This window comes from Propionibacterium ruminifibrarum (assembly GCF_900289195.1).
In the GTDB taxonomy this organism is placed as follows: Bacteria; Actinomycetota; Actinomycetes; order Propionibacteriales; family Propionibacteriaceae; genus Propionibacterium; species Propionibacterium ruminifibrarum.
Map to the genome: position 1 here is coordinate 221120 of NZ_OMOH01000001.1, position 14992 is coordinate 236111.

Sequence of the window (14992 nt, forward strand, 5' to 3'; positions counted from 1 at the left end):
GGGCCGCTCCCCCGTTCTGGGCCGAACCCGGCCCGCATCCCCGCCCCGAGGGCCGGGGTGCGGCACGATAGGACCATGCGAATCCGTCGTGCCCTGGCCGATCTCGGCTGGTGGCTGTCCCCCTACCGTCTCGTCGGCCGCCCCCTGCCGTCCGAACCCGGCATCTTCCTGGGCGCTCCCCACACGAGCAACTGGGATTTCGTCGCCTTCCTCGGTGTCGCCTGGCACTACGAGATGCCGATGAAGGTGCTCATCAAGGACTCCTGGGTGAAGGGTCCGGCGGGCCCCCTCATCACGGCGATGGGTGGTGTCGGCGTCGACCGTTCCAGGCCGTCGGGCCTGGTCGAGGATCTCGTCCACCGGGCCGAGCGGGGTGAGCACTTCCAACTCGTCATCGCACCGAAGGGGACCCGCTCGCCACGGGACTACTGGAGGTCGGGGTTCCATCGGATCGCCCTCGGCTCGGGGCTGCCCGTCACGCTGGCCGGCATCGACCACGGGCGCAGGGAGGTCGAGATCGGCCCCACGCTGATGATGAGTGACGACGTGAGGGCCGACATGGCCGAGATCCGCGCGTTCTACGCGCGCTTCGGCGGCGTCGTCCCGGCCAGACGCTCCGAACCGCGCCTGCGTGAGGAGGACGCCGACCAGCCAGTTCGCTGACCATCCACCGCCCGCATGCCCTCCAGCCCGCGGCGGGTCACCCCGGTTGACGCAACCTCCGCTGATAACCTTCAGTTGAACTTCCTCAGGAGTCTTGATGAGCGATTACCCCGATGCCGGCGCCGATGAGTTCGGCGAGGAGACCGGTCTCAACCTTTTCGACGACCGGGCCAGCGCGGCCGGCAGCTTCCCCCACGCCATGATGGGCTACGACCGCGGCACGGTCGACAACTACGTGCGTGACCTCGAGCACCGTCTGGCCGCCGCCCGCCAGCTCAACCGCGACCGGCTGCGCGACCTCGAGATGCTCAAGGCCCAGCAGGGCACCACCGATTTCACCCGGCTCGGTTCACACGCCACGGCTCTGCTGCGTGCCGCCGAGGCCCAGTCCGACGACCTCGTCTCGAAAGCCGGTATCGAGGCCGAACGGATCAAGGAGGAGGGCCGTCGCGTCGCCGCCGACCTGCGCGCGAACGCCCAGACCGAGGCGGACGACATCCGCGTCTCTGGCATGACGAACCTGCGGACCATGCGTGAGGAGCTCCAGCGCCAGAGCCAGTCGATCCTGGACGAGGCCCGGGCGCAGGCCAACAATCTCGTCGAGACCGCCCAGCGCCACGCGCAGACGATCACCGAGGAGGCCGAGCACAACGCCGCCATGACGCGCCGCGCCGCCGAGGGCGAGGCGGAGGCCTCCCGCAACCAGATCGCGCAGGACGCCGCCGACGCCGCCACCGCCTCGCGGAACGAGGCCGATCAGATCACCGGGGCCGCCCGTACCCAGGCCGAGCAGATCTTGGCCAACGCCCGTGCCGAGGCCGAGGAGCTCAAGGCCGACGCCAACGCGCAGGCCAGTGATCTGCTCGCCGCCGCCCGCTCCGAGGCCACGGATGTGCGGACGAAGGCCGAGCAGGACGCCGCCGATCTGCTGAGGGATGCCAGATCGGAGGCCTCCGACACCACGACGAAGGCCAACCAGCTGGCTTCCGACACCGCCAGTGCCGCCCAGGCCCAGGCCGAGCAGATCCTGAATGAGGCACGCGACGAGGCGGACACGATCCGCGCCGAGGCCAACGAGCAGGCCAGGATCCGCCAGGACGAGGCCAACGCCCAGGCCGAGGCGATGCGCGCCGAGATGACCGAGCTCTACGCCGCCGCGACGAAGGCCTCCGAGGAGTCCACGCGTCTGACCCAGGCGCAGGCCGCCGAGGCCCGCAAGGTCACCGATGAGGCCCTCGAGAACGCCGAGCAGATCAAGACCGAGGCCGCGAACATGGCCGAGGCCACGGTCGCCGCTGCGAACAGGCAGTCGGCGATGATGAAGGACCGTCTCGAGGAGCAGTACGCCTGGCGCAAGGAGCAGCTCGAGCGCGAGGTCAATGCCCTGCAGCTGCGCAAGGACGCCCTCGTGGCGCAACTCGCCAACATCCGTGAGCTCGGCGAGGAGGCCGCGGAGGATTTCGGTGCCGCCGATGCCGCCGAGCCCGAGGCAGACGTGCGACTGCCGCTGGCCGAGGGCGCGGACGAGAGCGCCGAGGACACGCACGAGATCCCGGTCACCGACGGCCAGGAATGGCTCAAGGAGGCTCCTGCCGACCAGGGGCGGGCCGGAGCCGACGAGCCCACCGCCCTCATCAACACCGAGCGGCTCAAGGGGGCGGGTGCTCAGCAGACGGATCAGTGAGTGCCGCTGCGCAGTACGGCACGCCCCCTGACGCTCACTCGTGAGGGCGTCCATCCTGGCCGGAGAGGACTCAGAAGAGCCTCTCCTCGGAGTTGTCGATGCCGCGCAGCGCATCGTAGTCGACCGTCAGACAGGTGATGCCACGGTCGGCGGCCAGGACACGGGCCTGCGGCCTGATCTCCTGGGCCGCGAAGACCCCGGTGACCGGCGCGATGAGCGGGTCGCGGTTCATCAGCTCGAGGTAGCGGGTGAGCTGTTCGACACCGTCGATCTCGCCGCGGCGCTTGACCTCGACGGCCACGTAGGCGCCCTGCGCGTCGTGCAGCATGAGATCGACCGGCCCGATCGGGGTCGGGTACTCGCGCCGCACCAGCGTGTACCCCTCGCCGAAGGTGCTGGGGTTCTCGGCGAGCAGAGCCTGCAAATGGGCCTCGACGCCGTCCTTGCGCAGCCCGGGTTCGACACCCAGCTCGTACTCGTGGTCGTCGATGATCTCGGCGATGGCGATCTGCAGGGTGTCCTTGTCCGCGCCCCTGACCGTCCACACCTGCTGGATCTGCTCATCCAGGTCAGACGTCGTCGCGGCCAGATCCTCGGGCGCGTCCTGCACGGTGAGCGTGCACGGCGGAGTCATCCAGTTGAGCGGCTTGTAGGCACGGTCATCGGCGTGGACGGACACCGCACCGTCGGCCTTGATCATGATGAGCCTGGTGGACATCGGCAGATGGGCCGTGAGCTTGCCGCCGTAGTCGACCTGGCATCGGGCAATCACCAAACGCACCCGGCCAAACTACCAGCGTCGACGCCGCTCCACGCCCGGGGGCGGACGGACCGGTTAGTCTTGACCCGTGGCACGTCACCGTCCGAGCAAGCACACCCGCCCTGCGCGGCCCCTGGGTCTCGCCTCGTTCCAGACCAGCGCGACCAAGCAGGACGGTCGCTGGGTGCTGCGCCAGATCCGGGCCGGGCAGTCGACGAAGGACTACCGCTGCCCCGAGTGCGATCAGCTCATCAGGCCGGGCACGGCTCACGTCGTGGCCTGGCCGCACACTCCCCCGGTCGGCTCCACATCCGGTCTGGACTTTCGCCGACACTTCCACACCTCCTGCTGGAACCGCAGGCCGTGACCACCACCGGGTTGCACGTCACCACGACCGGTACGGGCCCGCGGCCCGTCGTCTTCCTGCATGGTTTCCTCGGGCAGGGCCGCAACCTCGCCACGGCCGCGAGAAGCATCGGCGACCTGGCGACGAGCCTGCTCGTCGACGTCCCCAACCACGGCCGATCCGGCTGGACGGAGCACTTCGACTACCTCCAGTTCGCCGACATCATCGCCGACGCCGTGCGCGCCGGCGGCGCCGTCACCCGGCCGGTCACCCTCGTCGGGCACTCGATGGGCGGCAAGATCGCGATGTGCTTGACCCTGCGGCACCCCGACCTGGTCGAGCGTCTGGTGGTGGTCGACGCCTCACCGGCCCGCTACGAGCGGACCGAGTTCTTCGAACGGGTCGTCGAGGCGATGGCCGCGCTCGGCACGGAGGGCATCGCCTCGCGGGATCACGCCGACACCGCGCTGTCCAGCCTCGTCCCGGACGAGGCGACCCGAGGATTCCTGCTGCAGAACCTGTACCGCGGGCCGTCGGCCGACGGCCCCACCTGGCAGTGGCGGTGCAACGTGGCGATGCTGCGCGCCGAACTGGATCGGATGGCCGATTTCCCCTCAATGGGTGGCGCCAGCTGGGACGGACCGGTGCTGTGGGTCGCCGGCGCCCGCTCCGACCACGTGCACCCATCCCATACCCGGGCCATGCGCGCACTGTTCCCGCGGACCAGGCTGGTGCGCGTCAAGGACGCGGGGCACTGGGTTCACGCCGACCAGCCGAAGGTCTTCGCGCAGCTGCTGCGGGCCTTCCTGGTGGAGTGAACCCGCGGCGTCAGCCCAGCGTGACCTGCTTGAACGTCGTGTCGGCAGCCGGTGCGGGCGAGGCATCGGGTTTGAATCCTCGCTCCGCGATCTCGGAGAGCACCTGCTGGCCCGCCTCGTCGACGGTGCCGAGCACCGGGTAGTCGCCGTCGATCGTCGACTCGGCGTGGGTCATGAAGAACTGGCCGCCATCGTGTTCCGGATCGGCGAGCACGACCACCCCCGCCGGGTAGTGGCACTCGGTGCGGGCCTCGTCGGAGCAGGTGACCAGGGGCGAACCGGTCTCGGGGGCGAGGCCGTATCCGGAGGTGCCCCGGCCGGTGCCGCTGGGGTCGCCGCACTGCAGGATCCGGATTCCGGCCGTTGTCAGTCGGTGGCAGCCGGTGCCGGTGTAGTAGCCCTGCCCCGCCAGCGACTCGAAGGAGTGGACCGCGCACGGGGCGGCGGACCGGTCGAGGGTGAGCGTGAGCGTTCCTGCGCCCATCACCAGGGTGACCGTGACGGTGCCCGAGGCGGGCACCTGGGAGCCGCTCGGAGGGTCTGCGACTCTCGCCGCACCGCCCGTGACGGTGTAGTCGCAGGTGACCCTGGTGACGGCGGGGCTGGTCGGCGCATCGTTCGCCGGGCCGGCGGCGCACCCACCCAGTACCAGGGCCCCCGCCGCTGCCGCGACGCCCACGACTCGTCCCGCCCTGCTCATCGTCTGCTCACTCATGATTGTTCAAGGTTGTCACGACCTGAGCCTTCAGCCGGCAGCGCCATGCCGATTAGTCTGAGCACATGGTGAATCTGACGCGCATCTACACCCGGACCGGCGACGCCGGCACGACGAGACTGTCGAACAATGAAGTGGCCGACAAGACCGATCCCCGCGTCGAGGCCTATGGCAGCACCGACGAGACCAATTCGGCCATTGGCCTGGCTCTCACGCTCGATCCGGACGAGAAACTCCGTGACGCACTCGTGATCGTCCAGAACGAGCTGTTCGACGTAGGCGCGGATCTGTCGAACCCCGTCATCGCCGACCCGCAGTGGGAACCCCTGCGTGTCGTGCAGTCGTCCATCGACCGTCTCGAACGGTGGTGCGACGAGTTCGGGGAACCACTGCCGAGTCTTCGCTCGTTCATCCTTCCCGGCGGCTCTCCCCTGGCCGCGCAACTGCACGTCGCCCGGTCCCTGGCCCGGCGGGCCGAGCGCAGGGCGTGGGAGGCCGTGAAGGTCTTCGGCGCCGAGGACGGGGAGACCGAGCCGCACGGGGGTGTCAGCCTGTTGGCCGTCAAGTACCTCAACCGCCTGTCGGACCTGCTGTTCAACATGGCTCGCTACGCGAATCTCATCGCCGCGCACGACGAGGTGCTGTGGCTGCCTGGTGGCGAGCGCAACGCAGAGCACGCCGAGCAGGTCGCGGCCCAGAAGGCGTCCCAGGCCCAGTGACCTCACGGCACGCGATGCGTCCATTCCTGCGTGGTGAACTTCTCGCCGAGCAGACGCCTCGCCGTGGCGATCTCATCGGGGCGGTAGTCAGACTCGACGGCGGTGTAGCGGTTCATGAAAGAGGCCTTGAACCGTTGGAGGATCTCCTCGCGCGGTAGGCCGGTCTGCGAGCGCATCGGGTCGACCCGCTTGTTCGCGCTCTTCGTGCCCTTGTCGGAGAGTTTCTCCCGGCCGATGCGCAGTACCTGCATCATCTTGTCGGCGTCGATGTCGTAACTCATCGTGACATGGTGCAGGACCGTGCCGTCGACCAGCCGACGCTGGGCCGCACCCCCGATCTTGCCCTTGTCACTGGCGATGTCGTTGAGCGGCTTGTAGGTGGCGTGGATACCGACCTCCTCGAGAGCGCCGAGCACCCAGTCATCGAGGTAGGCGTAGGACTGTTCGTAGCTGAGACCCTCGACGAGGGAACCGGGCACGGTCAATGAGTAGGTGATGCAGTTGCCGGGCTCCATGAACATCGCGCCACCACCGGTGATGCGTCGAACGACTCGGATGCCGTACTTGGCGGCGTTCTCGACGTCGATCTCGTTGCGCACCGACTGGAAGGAACCGATGACCACCAGCGGTGAGTCCCAGTCCCAGAACCGCAGGACCGGGCCGCGTCGACCGGCAGCGAGTTCGGCCGGGAAGACCTCGTCGAGTGCGACGTGCATGGCCGGATCCATGACCTGGGGGCCGATGACCTCGAAGGTCAGATCGGCCCAGCTGATGGCCCCGCCAACGGCCCTGCGGGCGGCGATGGCGACCGCCATCGGGTCGAAACCGACCAGCCGGGCGTCATCGTCCAGGGCGGTCCGGATGGAGGCGGCCAGGTCCTCGGAGGACGCCGTGGTGGCCACCCCGTTGACCCCGGCGTTGATCTGCTCGAGGGCTTCATCGGGTTCGAGGAAGAAATCGCCCGACAGGTGGGCGTTCGCATAGTGGCCGTTGATCTCGTCCACGTCGACGACGACGAGCTTGCCGCCCCTGACCTTGTATTCACCGCGCACGGCGCATCTCCTGTTCAGTCCTTGTCCGTGCGATTCATCGCACGGTACCGTCCCTCGCCAGGTGGACCCGCTTCGAGCCAGCTCATGAAGCCCGTGAGGCACTCGGCATCCATGCCCAGGTGCCACAGCGCGGAATCGCCGTGCCTCGAGCGCTGAGCGACGGAGACGACCTGCTGGGCGGCCGTGAGCCGGTGCAGGTCACCGCCCTCAGGGGGCTGGTGACCGATCAGTTCGGCTCGTCGGCGATGAATGACGACGCTGGGACGATGCCCGAGGGACAGCAGCCGGTACCAGCCCAGATGGTTGCCCTCGTAGCGGGCCAATCCCGAGTGCCAGGGATGGGCCACGGGACGTTCCTGCCGCAACTGACACTCGAAGACGCCCCCGCGCGACCAGATCCACCGGAGGCGTAGGACGCAGAGCACGCAGACCGCGAGAGCCACCACGATGACAAGACCGGCCAGTCCGGCGGCCACGGCTCCCGCTCCCATGCCAGAAACCTACTCGTCTCGCACCGATGCACCAAGTCCCGATCAGTTCTCCCCGATGACCCGGACCGGGGCCGGCGTGATCTCGGCCTCACCACCACCGGCCAGCGCAGCCGCCCTTGTGGCCGCCCGCACCTGGGCGATGGCATGGTTGTACGCGCGAATCTGATCGTGATCGGCCTCGCCCGCGTCGACGACCTCGTGCAGGTGCGCGATCGTACTGCGGGCCTGGTCCACCGAGATCTCGGAGGCGATCTCGCCGAAGGCGCTCAGCAGCGAGACATGGTTGTTGAAGACCGAGACGAAGCCATCGGAGACCGCCACGACCTCGGTGACGCCGTCGACGCGGGTGATCTGCACGGCGCACGGCACGAGGGCGGCCATGAGTGGCGTGTGGTTGGCGAGGATGCCGATGTCGCCTTCGGTGGTCCTGGCGATCACGCTGACGGCCTGGCCCTGCCAGACCATTCCGTCCGCTGCGACCACCGCGACGTCGAGGGGCGGGGCCATCACGCCTCCTTCTTGAGCTGGTCCCACTTCTTGTAGACGTCATCGAGATCGCCGACGTTGAAGAAGGCCTGCTCGGGAATCTCGTCGCACGAGCCATCGCAGATCATCTTGAAACTCTCGACGGTCTGCGTCACGGGGACGGTCGAGCCCTCGACACCGGTGAACTTGGTGCCCGTGTACATGTTCTGGGACAGGAACTGCTGCACGCGGCGGGCGCGGGCCACGACGATCTTGTCCTCCTCGCTCAGCTCGTCGATGCCGAGGATGGCGATGATGTCCTGGAGCTCCTTGTTGCGCTGCAGGATCTGCTTGACCTGCGTGGCGACCTCGTAGTGCTCCTTGCCGACGTATTCGGGTGCGAGCAGCCGGCTGGTGCTGGTCAGCGGGTCGACGGCCGGGTAGAGGCCGCGCGAGGCGATCTCACGGGAGAGTTCCGTGGTGGCGTCGAGATGGGCGAACGTGGTGGCCGGGGCCGGGTCGGTGTAGTCGTCCGCCGGCACGTAGATGGCCTGCATCGAGGTGATCGAGTGACCGCGCGTCGACGTGATGCGTTCCTGAAGCTGCCCCATCTCGTCGGCGAGGTTCGGCTGGTAGCCCACCGCCGAGGGCATGCGGCCCAGCAGCGTGGACACCTCGGAGCCGGCCTGGGTGAACCGGAAGATGTTGTCGATGAACAGCAGCACGTCCTGGTTCTGGACGTCGCGGAAGTACTCGGCCATCGTCAGGGCGCTCAGGGCCACCCGCAGCCGGGTTCCCGGCGGCTCGTCCATCTGACCGAAGACCAGAGCCGTGTCCTTGAGCACGCCGGCCTCGTCCATCTCGTGGATGAGGTCGTTGCCCTCGCGGGTGCGTTCGCCGACACCGGCGAACACCGACGTGCCGCCGAAATTGTGGGCGATGCGGTAGATCATCTCCTGGATGAGCACCGTCTTTCCCACACCCGCGCCGCCGAACAGACCGATCTTGCCGCCCTGGACGTAAGGGGTCAGCAGGTCGAGGACCTTCAGACCGGTCTCGAGCATCTGGGTGCGCGGCTCGAGGGCGTCGAAGGCCGGCGGGTCGCGGTGGATCGGCCAGCGTTCGGTGACCGTGATGTCGGCCGGATCGGCGTTGAGGACGTCGCCGGTGGCGTTCCACACGTGGCCCTTGGTGATCTCCCCGACGGGCACGGTGATCGGGGCGCCCGTGTCGACGACCGGGGTTCCGCGGCGCAGGCCGTCAGTGGGTTTCAGCGAGGTGCACCGCACCGTGTTGTCACCGATCTGCAGGGCCACCTCGAGGGTGATCGTGCGTTCGCCCTCGCCGGAGTCGACGGTCACGTGCAGGGCGTTGTTGATCGCGGGAACCCTGCCGTCGGGGAACTCGACGTCGACGACGGCTCCGATGACGCGGAGGACGTGGCCGCCGGTCGTGGCCTCGGTGGAACCGGGAGCTGTGGATGTGACAGTCATTCAGATCTCCTGGGTGGATTCGGACAACGCTCCCGCGCCGCCCACGATCTCATTGATTTCTTGGGTGATCTCGCCCTGGCGGGCCTGGTTCGCCTGGCGCGTGAGGGTGTCGATCAGGGTGCTGGCATTGTCGGTGGCCGAGTGCATGGCCTGTTGCCGGGCGGCCAGCTCCGAGGCGGCGGCCTCGCGGAGCATGTACTTGATGCGGTCGATGACGTACAGCGGCAGCAGCGCGTCGAGCACGGTCTCCGGGTTGGGTTCGAACAGGTACGGGGGGACGAAGCCCTCGGGGCGTTCCAGCGCCACGTCGGGGCTCTCGGCCACGTCACCGCTGTCCTCGACGATCTTGAGCGGCAGCAGCCGGATGATCTCGGTCTCCTGGGTGACCAGCGACTGGAACCGGGTGAACACCACGTGAATCGAGTCGACGCCGCCCTTGTCGGTGGGCCGCATGAAGGCGTCGATGAGTCTGTTGCCGATCTCGTAGGCGTGCCGGTAGTGCGGGTCGTCGCTGAAACCGGTCCAGGAGCCGGCAAGTTCGACGCCGCGGAAGGCGAAGTAGTCGCGGGCCTTGCGCCCCACCGTGTAGATGTCGATCTCACGCCCGAGATCGCGCAGCCGGGTGATGAGTCCTTCGGTGGCCCTCATCACATTGGAGGGGTAGCCTCCGGCCAGACCCCGATCCGAGTTCACGACGAGGATGGCGACCCGGGTGGCGTCGGTGATGTCATTCGTCAGGGGGTGGTCGACCGTGGAGTAGGCGGCGGCCGAGGAGACGGCCTTGACCAGCTCGCGGGTGTAGTCGTCCGACTTGCGCGCCTTCAGCTGAGCCTTCGTGACGCGCGAGGCGGCGATGAGCTCCATGGCCTTGGTGATCTTCATCGTCGTGGCCACGGAGTTCCTGCGCTGCCGCAGCTCGCGGAGGGATGCGGGCATGTCACGACCTCTTCGTTGCGACGATCGTGACCTGGCTGATGTCCTCGCCGTCGACCTCGTCGGCCTCACCGCGGGTGAGCGGCTGGCCGTCGCTGGTGCGGAAGATGGTGCAGAAGGCGTCGATCTGCCGGGTGAGTTCGTCGGTGGTCTCGGCCGTGAGCTCGCCGGAGCTCGCGATGGCGGCGAGGGCGTCGGTCTGCTCGCGCAGGTGCTCGAGGAACTCCTCGACGAACCGCAGCACGTCCTCGACGGGAACGATGTCGAGGTGGCCGTTGACGCCCGCCCACAGGGCGACCGCCTGCTCGGCCATCGGGACCGGGCTGGCCTGGCTCTGGCGCAGCAGCTCGGTGAGGCGGGCGCCCCGGTCGAGCTGCCGGCGGCTGGTCGCGTCCAGGTCGGAGGCGAACATGGCGAAGGCCTGCATGTCACGGTACTGGGCCAGGTCGATCTTCAGCGTGCCGGAGACCTGCTTCATGGCCTTGGTCTGGGCGGCGCCGCCGACCCGGCTGACGGACAGACCGACGTCGACGGCGGGCCGCTGGTTGGCGTTGAAGAGGTCCGACTGCAGGAAGATCTGGCCGTCGGTGATCGAAATGACATTGGTCGGAATGTAGGCCGAGATGTCGTTGGCCTTCGTCTCGACGATCGGCAGACCCGTCATCGAACCGCCGCCCAGGTCGTCGGACAGTTTGGCGCAGCGTTCCAGCAGCCGGCTGTGCAGGTAGAAGACGTCGCCGGGGTAGGCCTCGCGGCCCGGGGGACGGCGCAGCAGCAGCGACATGGCGCGGTAGGCCTCGGCCTGCTTGGTCAGGTCGTCGAACACGATGAGGACGTGCTTGCCCGCGTACATCCAGTGCTGGCCGATGGCCGACCCGGCGTACGGGGCGATGTACTTGAACCCGGCGGGGTCGGAGGCCGGAGCGTTGACGATGGTGGTGTACTCCATCGCACCGGCCCTCTCGAGATTCTCCCGGACCTCGGTGACGGTCGAGTTCTTCTGACCGATGGCCACGTAGATGCAGCGCACCTGCTGGGTCGGGTCGCCGGACAGCCAGTTCGCCCGCTGGTTGATGATCGTGTCGGTGGCGATGGTGGTCTTGCCCGTCTTCCGGTCGCCGATGATGAGCTCGCGCTGTCCGCGACCGATCGGAACCATCGAGTCGATGGCCTTCAGACCGGTCATCAGCGGTTCGCGGACCTCTTGCCGGTGCATGACGTCGGCGGCCTGCAACTCGAGGGCGCGACGCCCCTCGATGCCGGTCAGCGGGCCCTTGCCGTCGATCGGGTTGCCCATGGCATCCACGACACGACCCAGGTAGCCGTCGCCGACCGGAACAGAGAGGATCTCGCCGGTGCCGCGCACGACGGAGTTCTCGTCGATGCCCTCGGAGTCGCCCAGGACGACGGCGCCGATCTCACGGGCCTCGAGGTTGAGGGCGATACCCATCGTGCCGTTCTCGAAACGCAGCAGTTCGTTGGCCATCGCGCGCGGCAGCCCTTCGACACGCGCGATGCCGTCGCCCGAACTCACCACGCGACCCACTTCCTCGGGCACGGCCTCGTCGGGCGTGAAGCTCTCCACGAAACTGGCCAGTGCGCTGCGGATCTCGTCCGAGCTGATACTCAGTTCAGCCATGGCGTCCTGTCTTCCTCGATTCCTGCATGTCGGCCCCGCAGGGCCTGGTCTGTGGGCGGATCAGGCGAGCTGCCTGCGGGCCTGATCCAGGATGGTCGCGATCGTCCCGTCGATCACCTCGTCGCCGATGCGCACGTGCACTCCGCCGAGCACGTCGGGGTCGATGCGGACGCTCAGGTCGACCGGTGTGGCATAGACGCGCCCCAGCTGCTCCTTGAGCCGCTCGGCCTGATCGGCTGGGAGAGGCCGTGCGACGGTGACCCGGGCCAGCCGCCGGCCGAGAACACCCGAGGCGATCTCCTCGTAGCGTGCGATCGTCCGGCCGACCCGACCGCCGCGGCGAGCGGCGTGCCGGATCAGCGCATGTGTTGCGGCACTCACCCGCGAACCGAGCAGCCGTGTCATGAGCGCGGCACGATCATGCGGCCCTGACCCGTGCATCGAGAACGCCTGCTCGATCTGTGCGGTGCCGCTGATCAGCCGGGCACAGGCGCCGAGCTCGTCGCGGACCGCGGCGGGATCGCCCGAGCGCACGCCGATGCGCACGCCCTGCGTCTCCAGGGCATCTGCCAGCTCGAACCCGGACCGCCAGTCCATGGCCGCGGCGGCGGACAGCAGACCCACCGCCGCTGAGCCGATCCGCTGCCCGAACAGGCGCTCGGCAAGCCGTCCGCGGTCGCCCGGGTCGAGCGTCGTATCGGTCAGGGCACGGCGCAGCGCGGGATTGTCGCGCAGGGTCTCGACGATCTGGAAGAGGTCACCGATCAGCGCCTGGTCCGGGGCGAGCCCATCGGCCGCCCGGCTGAGTGCTGCGAATCGGTTCTCGGGCACAGCAGTTCACTCCTCCGCGTCCAGGGCGCGAACGGGCTGGGTCTCCAACTCCGCCAGGAAGCGGTCAACCGTGTGGCGGGCCCGCTCGTCGTCGGTGAGGGACTCCGAGAGGATGCGACCGGCCAGTGTCGTGGCCAGGACACCCACCTGCGACCGGAGCTCGGCCATCGCGATCTCGCGTTCGACGGCTATCTGGGCCCGTGCCTCGGCGATCATGCGGGCCTGTTCCTGGGCCGCCCTCTCCTTCGCCTCGGCGATGATCTGGTCACCGCGTTCCCTGGCCTCGTCGCGGGCGCGGGAGGACTCGGCGCGGACCTGGTCGAGTTGCTTCTGGTACTCGGCCCTGGCGGCGTCCGCCTCCGCCTGCACCCGCTCGGCGTGCCGGATACCGCCCTCGATCTCCTCGGCGCGCCGCTCGTAGAGCTCCTCGAAGCGGGGAGCAACCATCTTGGCCACGATCAGCCACATGACCGCGAGCAACGCCAGACCGGCGAGGAACTCGGGCAGTTCCGGCAGCAGCGGGCCCAGGTCGAGCAGGGGCACCAGTTCGAACGGTGTCATCGCGGGCTACTCACCGCACGACGAAGGCGAGGACGAACCCGAGGATGGCCAGCGCCTCGACGATGGCGAAACCGATGTAGACCGGCTGCATGATCGTGCCCCGGGCCTCGGGCTGACGAGCGATGCCGTTGATGCCGGCGTAGAAGATGAGTGCCACGCCGATGGCAGGGCCGAGCGTCGCCAGGCCGTAACCGAGAACGTTCAGCGAACCGCTGATCTCCAACGGGGTCATTGCATTTCCTTTCGGATCTTTCGTGTCGGGTGAAGACGTCCGGGAGGACGGCCCTCAGTGGGCTTCGCCGACTGAGGAGCCAATGTACTGCGCGGTCAGCATCGTGAAGATGTACGCCTGCAGAAAACCTATGAAGAGTTCCAAGCACAGCATGACCATGCCGAAGAGCAGTGCCACCACGCCGGTGACGTTGTAGAAGGCGTTGTGGGCCCACGTGAGCAGGGCGGCTCCACCGCCGACGAAGACCATGATCGACATGTGGCCGGCGAACATGTTCGCGAAGAGTCGGACCGACAGGGTCAGTGGGCGGGTGATGAAGGCCGAGATGAACTCGAGCGGGATGATCACCGGGGTCAACCAGATCGGGACACCGGAGGGGACCAGCGCGACCTTGAGGTAGCCCAGACCGTGCTGCTTGAAACCGGACACGACGTAGGCGGCGAAGGTGCAGATCGCCGCCGCGTAGGCGTAGCTGACCCGGGAGAACGTCGGGAACATGAACAGGAAGGTCTCACCGAACCAGTTGCTGACCAGCACGAAGCAGAAGACCGTCAGCAGATAGGGCACGAATCTGCGGTAGCCGGGGCCGATCATGTCGCGGCCGATGGTCCGGACGAAGTTGTAGACGTACTCGGCGAAGAACTGCGCCTTGGTGGGCACGACCTTCAGATTGCGCGAGGCGAGGAGCCAGAACACCAGGATGCCGATGAAGGCGACGAGTGCCAGCAGCAGCGGCTTGTTGAACCACCCGATGCCGAACCAGCCCTCGAACTGGAAGTCCTCAGTGCTCGGGGACTCCCAGCTGCTGGTCGCACCGGTGAGGAGCTGAGAGGCCTTGGTGGCCGCGATCCACACGACGATGACGAGCACCGCGATGAGCGCCGGACTGGTGCCCTTCCTCTCGCGCTGAGCGGGGACCGTTGTCTGAGCACTGCTCATGCATCGCCTCCGAGTCTCTTGACGATCAGGTAAACGGCCGCTGCCGCGCCCAGCACGAGACCGGCAGGCAGGCACCAGCCGGTTCCCAGGGCCCGATCGGCGAGCCAGCCCAGCGCACCGTAGAAGCCGACGCCGGCGAGCAGATAGGACACGGCGGTCACGCCACTGCCGGCGGGTGAGAGGTCGGCCCCGTTCGCCGGGGCGTCGAGCTGATGATCACTCATCGGCGGCCCCCTCCGCTTCGTTGCCGTCGTAGATGAAGCTCCGCGTACGCAGCCGAGCCCAGATGATCCCGAAGGACCAACCGCACACCAAGGTTACCGTCGTCCACGCGAACCAGTCCACACGACCCCGCCCGACGAGCCAGCCGACCGCCTCCAACCCATGGAGCGCGAGGACCACGCAACCGGCCCTGGCCACGAAACCGGCCAGGAGCGGTCCGAGGGCCCTCATGTCCGGGGTGCGCAGCGCATGGGCGTCCCCGATGACGCTCGCCGCGAAATAGGCCCCCACGACGGCCAGTGACATCGCCCAGCCCCTGAGCCCGTCCACGCCGGCGACGAGAAGACCTCCGAGGCCGGCGGGAACACTGAACACCAGCGCCCAGGCCAGTCCCCAGAGCAGCATCGTGCGCGGCCATGGCCGGGGCGA

Annotated in this window: 19 protein-coding genes; 5 read left to right on the top strand and 14 right to left on the bottom strand. The window is 68.1% G+C overall.

All coding sequences use genetic code 11. From position 1 onward, the window contains the following. Positions 1-75 precede the first annotated feature (75 nt). Together PROPJV5_RS00955 and PROPJV5_RS00960 are read left to right on the top strand one after the other, a co-directional pair. A complete protein-coding gene (locus PROPJV5_RS00955) occupies positions 76-663 on the top strand; it encodes a 1-acyl-sn-glycerol-3-phosphate acyltransferase (protein WP_119714473.1) in 588 nt (195 codons plus the stop codon). Between the two features lie 97 nt (positions 664-760). Then, positions 761-2347: a hypothetical protein gene (locus PROPJV5_RS00960; RefSeq protein WP_119714474.1), complete on the top strand. Its 1587-nt coding sequence runs from the start codon at positions 761-763 to the stop codon at positions 2345-2347. Positions 2348-2417: 70 nt separating this feature from the next. On the opposite strand, the gene nucS is transcribed toward PROPJV5_RS00960, so the two are convergent. Beyond that, positions 2418-3128, bottom strand: a complete 711-nt coding sequence (gene nucS, locus PROPJV5_RS00965) for an endonuclease NucS (protein ID WP_119714475.1) — start codon at positions 3126-3128, stop codon at positions 2418-2420. A gap of 67 nt (positions 3129-3195) precedes the next feature. Between nucS and PROPJV5_RS12780 the strand changes: the two genes are divergently transcribed. Continuing rightward, positions 3196-3474, top strand: coding sequence for a hypothetical protein (locus PROPJV5_RS12780; protein WP_119714476.1), 279 nt, complete (start codon positions 3196-3198; stop codon positions 3472-3474). After that, positions 3471-4271, top strand: a complete 801-nt coding sequence (locus PROPJV5_RS00975; protein ID WP_119714477.1) for an alpha/beta fold hydrolase — start codon at positions 3471-3473, stop codon at positions 4269-4271. Before PROPJV5_RS12780 ends, PROPJV5_RS00975 begins: the two co-directional genes overlap by 4 nt. Positions 4272-4281: 10 nt before the next feature. On the opposite strand, the gene PROPJV5_RS00980 is transcribed toward PROPJV5_RS00975, so the two are convergent. After that, a complete protein-coding gene (locus PROPJV5_RS00980; RefSeq protein ID WP_119714478.1) occupies positions 4282-4986 on the bottom strand; it encodes a peptidylprolyl isomerase in 705 nt (234 codons plus the stop codon). 65 nt (positions 4987-5051) lie between these two features. Here PROPJV5_RS00980 and PROPJV5_RS00985 point away from each other — a divergent pair, with 65 nt between their 5' ends. After that, on the top strand, positions 5052-5705 hold the full coding sequence (locus tag PROPJV5_RS00985; protein ID WP_119714479.1) for a cob(I)yrinic acid a,c-diamide adenosyltransferase: 654 nt from the start codon (positions 5052-5054) through the stop codon (positions 5703-5705). A gap of 2 nt (positions 5706-5707) precedes the next feature. Here the strand turns inward: PROPJV5_RS00985 and PROPJV5_RS00990 are convergent, their stop codons facing one another. The 12 genes from PROPJV5_RS00990 to PROPJV5_RS01045 are packed head-to-tail and all read right to left on the bottom strand — an operon-like array spanning position 5708 to position 14968. Further along, a complete protein-coding gene (locus PROPJV5_RS00990; protein ID WP_119714480.1) occupies positions 5708-6757 on the bottom strand; it encodes a lipoate-protein ligase LplAB in 1050 nt (349 codons plus the stop codon). Positions 6758-6771: 14 nt separating this feature from the next. Continuing rightward, the gene (locus PROPJV5_RS00995) at positions 6772-7248 is read right to left on the bottom strand and encodes a DUF2550 domain-containing protein (RefSeq protein WP_119714481.1); all 477 of its coding nucleotides are present in this window, start codon (positions 7246-7248) and stop codon (positions 6772-6774) included. A 42-nt stretch (positions 7249-7290) separates the two neighbouring features. Beyond that, positions 7291-7755: a F0F1 ATP synthase subunit epsilon gene (locus PROPJV5_RS01000; RefSeq protein WP_119714482.1), complete on the bottom strand. Its 465-nt coding sequence runs from the start codon at positions 7753-7755 to the stop codon at positions 7291-7293. Further along, positions 7755-9206 carry a F0F1 ATP synthase subunit beta gene (atpD, locus tag PROPJV5_RS01005; RefSeq protein ID WP_119714483.1) on the bottom strand — a complete coding sequence of 484 codons (1452 nt, stop codon included), beginning with the start codon at positions 9204-9206 and terminating at the stop codon, positions 7755-7757. Before atpD ends, PROPJV5_RS01000 begins: the two co-directional genes overlap by 1 nt. Beyond that, the gene (locus tag PROPJV5_RS01010) at positions 9207-10142 is read right to left on the bottom strand and encodes a F0F1 ATP synthase subunit gamma (protein WP_119714484.1); all 936 of its coding nucleotides are present in this window, start codon (positions 10140-10142) and stop codon (positions 9207-9209) included. It lies immediately after the preceding gene. Between the two features lies 1 nt (position 10143). Then, the gene (gene atpA / locus PROPJV5_RS01015; RefSeq protein ID WP_119714485.1) at positions 10144-11778 is read right to left on the bottom strand and encodes a F0F1 ATP synthase subunit alpha; all 1635 of its coding nucleotides are present in this window, start codon (positions 11776-11778) and stop codon (positions 10144-10146) included. A gap of 60 nt (positions 11779-11838) precedes the next feature. Beyond that, positions 11839-12609: a F0F1 ATP synthase subunit delta gene (locus tag PROPJV5_RS01020; RefSeq protein ID WP_119714486.1), complete on the bottom strand. Its 771-nt coding sequence runs from the start codon at positions 12607-12609 to the stop codon at positions 11839-11841. A 6-nt stretch (positions 12610-12615) separates the two neighbouring features. After that, the gene (locus tag PROPJV5_RS01025; protein ID WP_119714487.1) at positions 12616-13170 is read right to left on the bottom strand and encodes a F0F1 ATP synthase subunit B; all 555 of its coding nucleotides are present in this window, start codon (positions 13168-13170) and stop codon (positions 12616-12618) included. Between the two features lie 10 nt (positions 13171-13180). Beyond that, complete coding sequence (locus tag PROPJV5_RS01030; RefSeq protein WP_119160736.1) at positions 13181-13402, bottom strand: ATP synthase F0 subunit C; 222 nt, start codon at positions 13400-13402, stop codon at positions 13181-13183. A gap of 54 nt (positions 13403-13456) precedes the next feature. After that, positions 13457-14341: a F0F1 ATP synthase subunit A gene (gene atpB / locus PROPJV5_RS01035; RefSeq protein WP_119714488.1), complete on the bottom strand. Its 885-nt coding sequence runs from the start codon at positions 14339-14341 to the stop codon at positions 13457-13459. Then, the gene (locus PROPJV5_RS01040; RefSeq protein ID WP_119714489.1) at positions 14338-14565 is read right to left on the bottom strand and encodes a hypothetical protein; all 228 of its coding nucleotides are present in this window, start codon (positions 14563-14565) and stop codon (positions 14338-14340) included. The genes atpB and PROPJV5_RS01040 overlap by 4 nt, the downstream gene beginning before the upstream one ends. Further along, positions 14558-14968 carry a hypothetical protein gene (locus PROPJV5_RS01045; RefSeq protein WP_119714490.1) on the bottom strand — a complete coding sequence of 137 codons (411 nt, stop codon included), beginning with the start codon at positions 14966-14968 and terminating at the stop codon, positions 14558-14560. The genes PROPJV5_RS01040 and PROPJV5_RS01045 overlap by 8 nt, the downstream gene beginning before the upstream one ends. Between the last annotated feature and the right edge of the window lie 24 nt (positions 14969-14992).

What these genes read in the sequence shown, in the direction of transcription:
- atpD (WP_119714483.1), bottom strand. Translation starts at nt 9,206, where the DNA reads ATGACTGTCACATCCACAGCTCCCGGTTCCACCGAGGCCACGACCGGC.
- PROPJV5_RS00985 (WP_119714479.1), top strand. Translation starts at nt 5,052, where the DNA reads ATGGTGAATCTGACGCGCATCTACACCCGGACCGGCGACGCCGGCACG.
- PROPJV5_RS01040 (WP_119714489.1), bottom strand. Translation starts at nt 14,565, where the DNA reads ATGAGTGATCATCAGCTCGACGCCCCGGCGAACGGGGCCGACCTCTCA.
- PROPJV5_RS01045 (WP_119714490.1), bottom strand. Translation starts at nt 14,968, where the DNA reads ATGCTGCTCTGGGGACTGGCCTGGGCGCTGGTGTTCAGTGTTCCCGCC.
- PROPJV5_RS01030 (WP_119160736.1), bottom strand. Translation starts at nt 13,402, where the DNA reads ATGACCCCGTTGGAGATCAGCGGTTCGCTGAACGTTCTCGGTTACGGC.
- PROPJV5_RS01025 (WP_119714487.1), bottom strand. Translation starts at nt 13,170, where the DNA reads ATGACACCGTTCGAACTGGTGCCCCTGCTCGACCTGGGCCCGCTGCTG.
- PROPJV5_RS01010 (WP_119714484.1), bottom strand. Translation starts at nt 10,142, where the DNA reads ATGCCCGCATCCCTCCGCGAGCTGCGGCAGCGCAGGAACTCCGTGGCC.
- atpA (WP_119714485.1), bottom strand. Translation starts at nt 11,778, where the DNA reads ATGGCTGAACTGAGTATCAGCTCGGACGAGATCCGCAGCGCACTGGCC.
- PROPJV5_RS00980 (WP_119714478.1), bottom strand. Translation starts at nt 4,986, where the DNA reads ATGAGTGAGCAGACGATGAGCAGGGCGGGACGAGTCGTGGGCGTCGCG.
- atpB (WP_119714488.1), bottom strand. Translation starts at nt 14,341, where the DNA reads ATGAGCAGTGCTCAGACAACGGTCCCCGCTCAGCGCGAGAGGAAGGGC.
- PROPJV5_RS00960 (WP_119714474.1), top strand. Translation starts at nt 761, where the DNA reads ATGAGCGATTACCCCGATGCCGGCGCCGATGAGTTCGGCGAGGAGACC.
- PROPJV5_RS01000 (WP_119714482.1), bottom strand. Translation starts at nt 7,755, where the DNA reads ATGGCCCCGCCCCTCGACGTCGCGGTGGTCGCAGCGGACGGAATGGTC.
- PROPJV5_RS00995 (WP_119714481.1), bottom strand. Translation starts at nt 7,248, where the DNA reads ATGGGAGCGGGAGCCGTGGCCGCCGGACTGGCCGGTCTTGTCATCGTG.
- PROPJV5_RS00955 (WP_119714473.1), top strand. Translation starts at nt 76, where the DNA reads ATGCGAATCCGTCGTGCCCTGGCCGATCTCGGCTGGTGGCTGTCCCCC.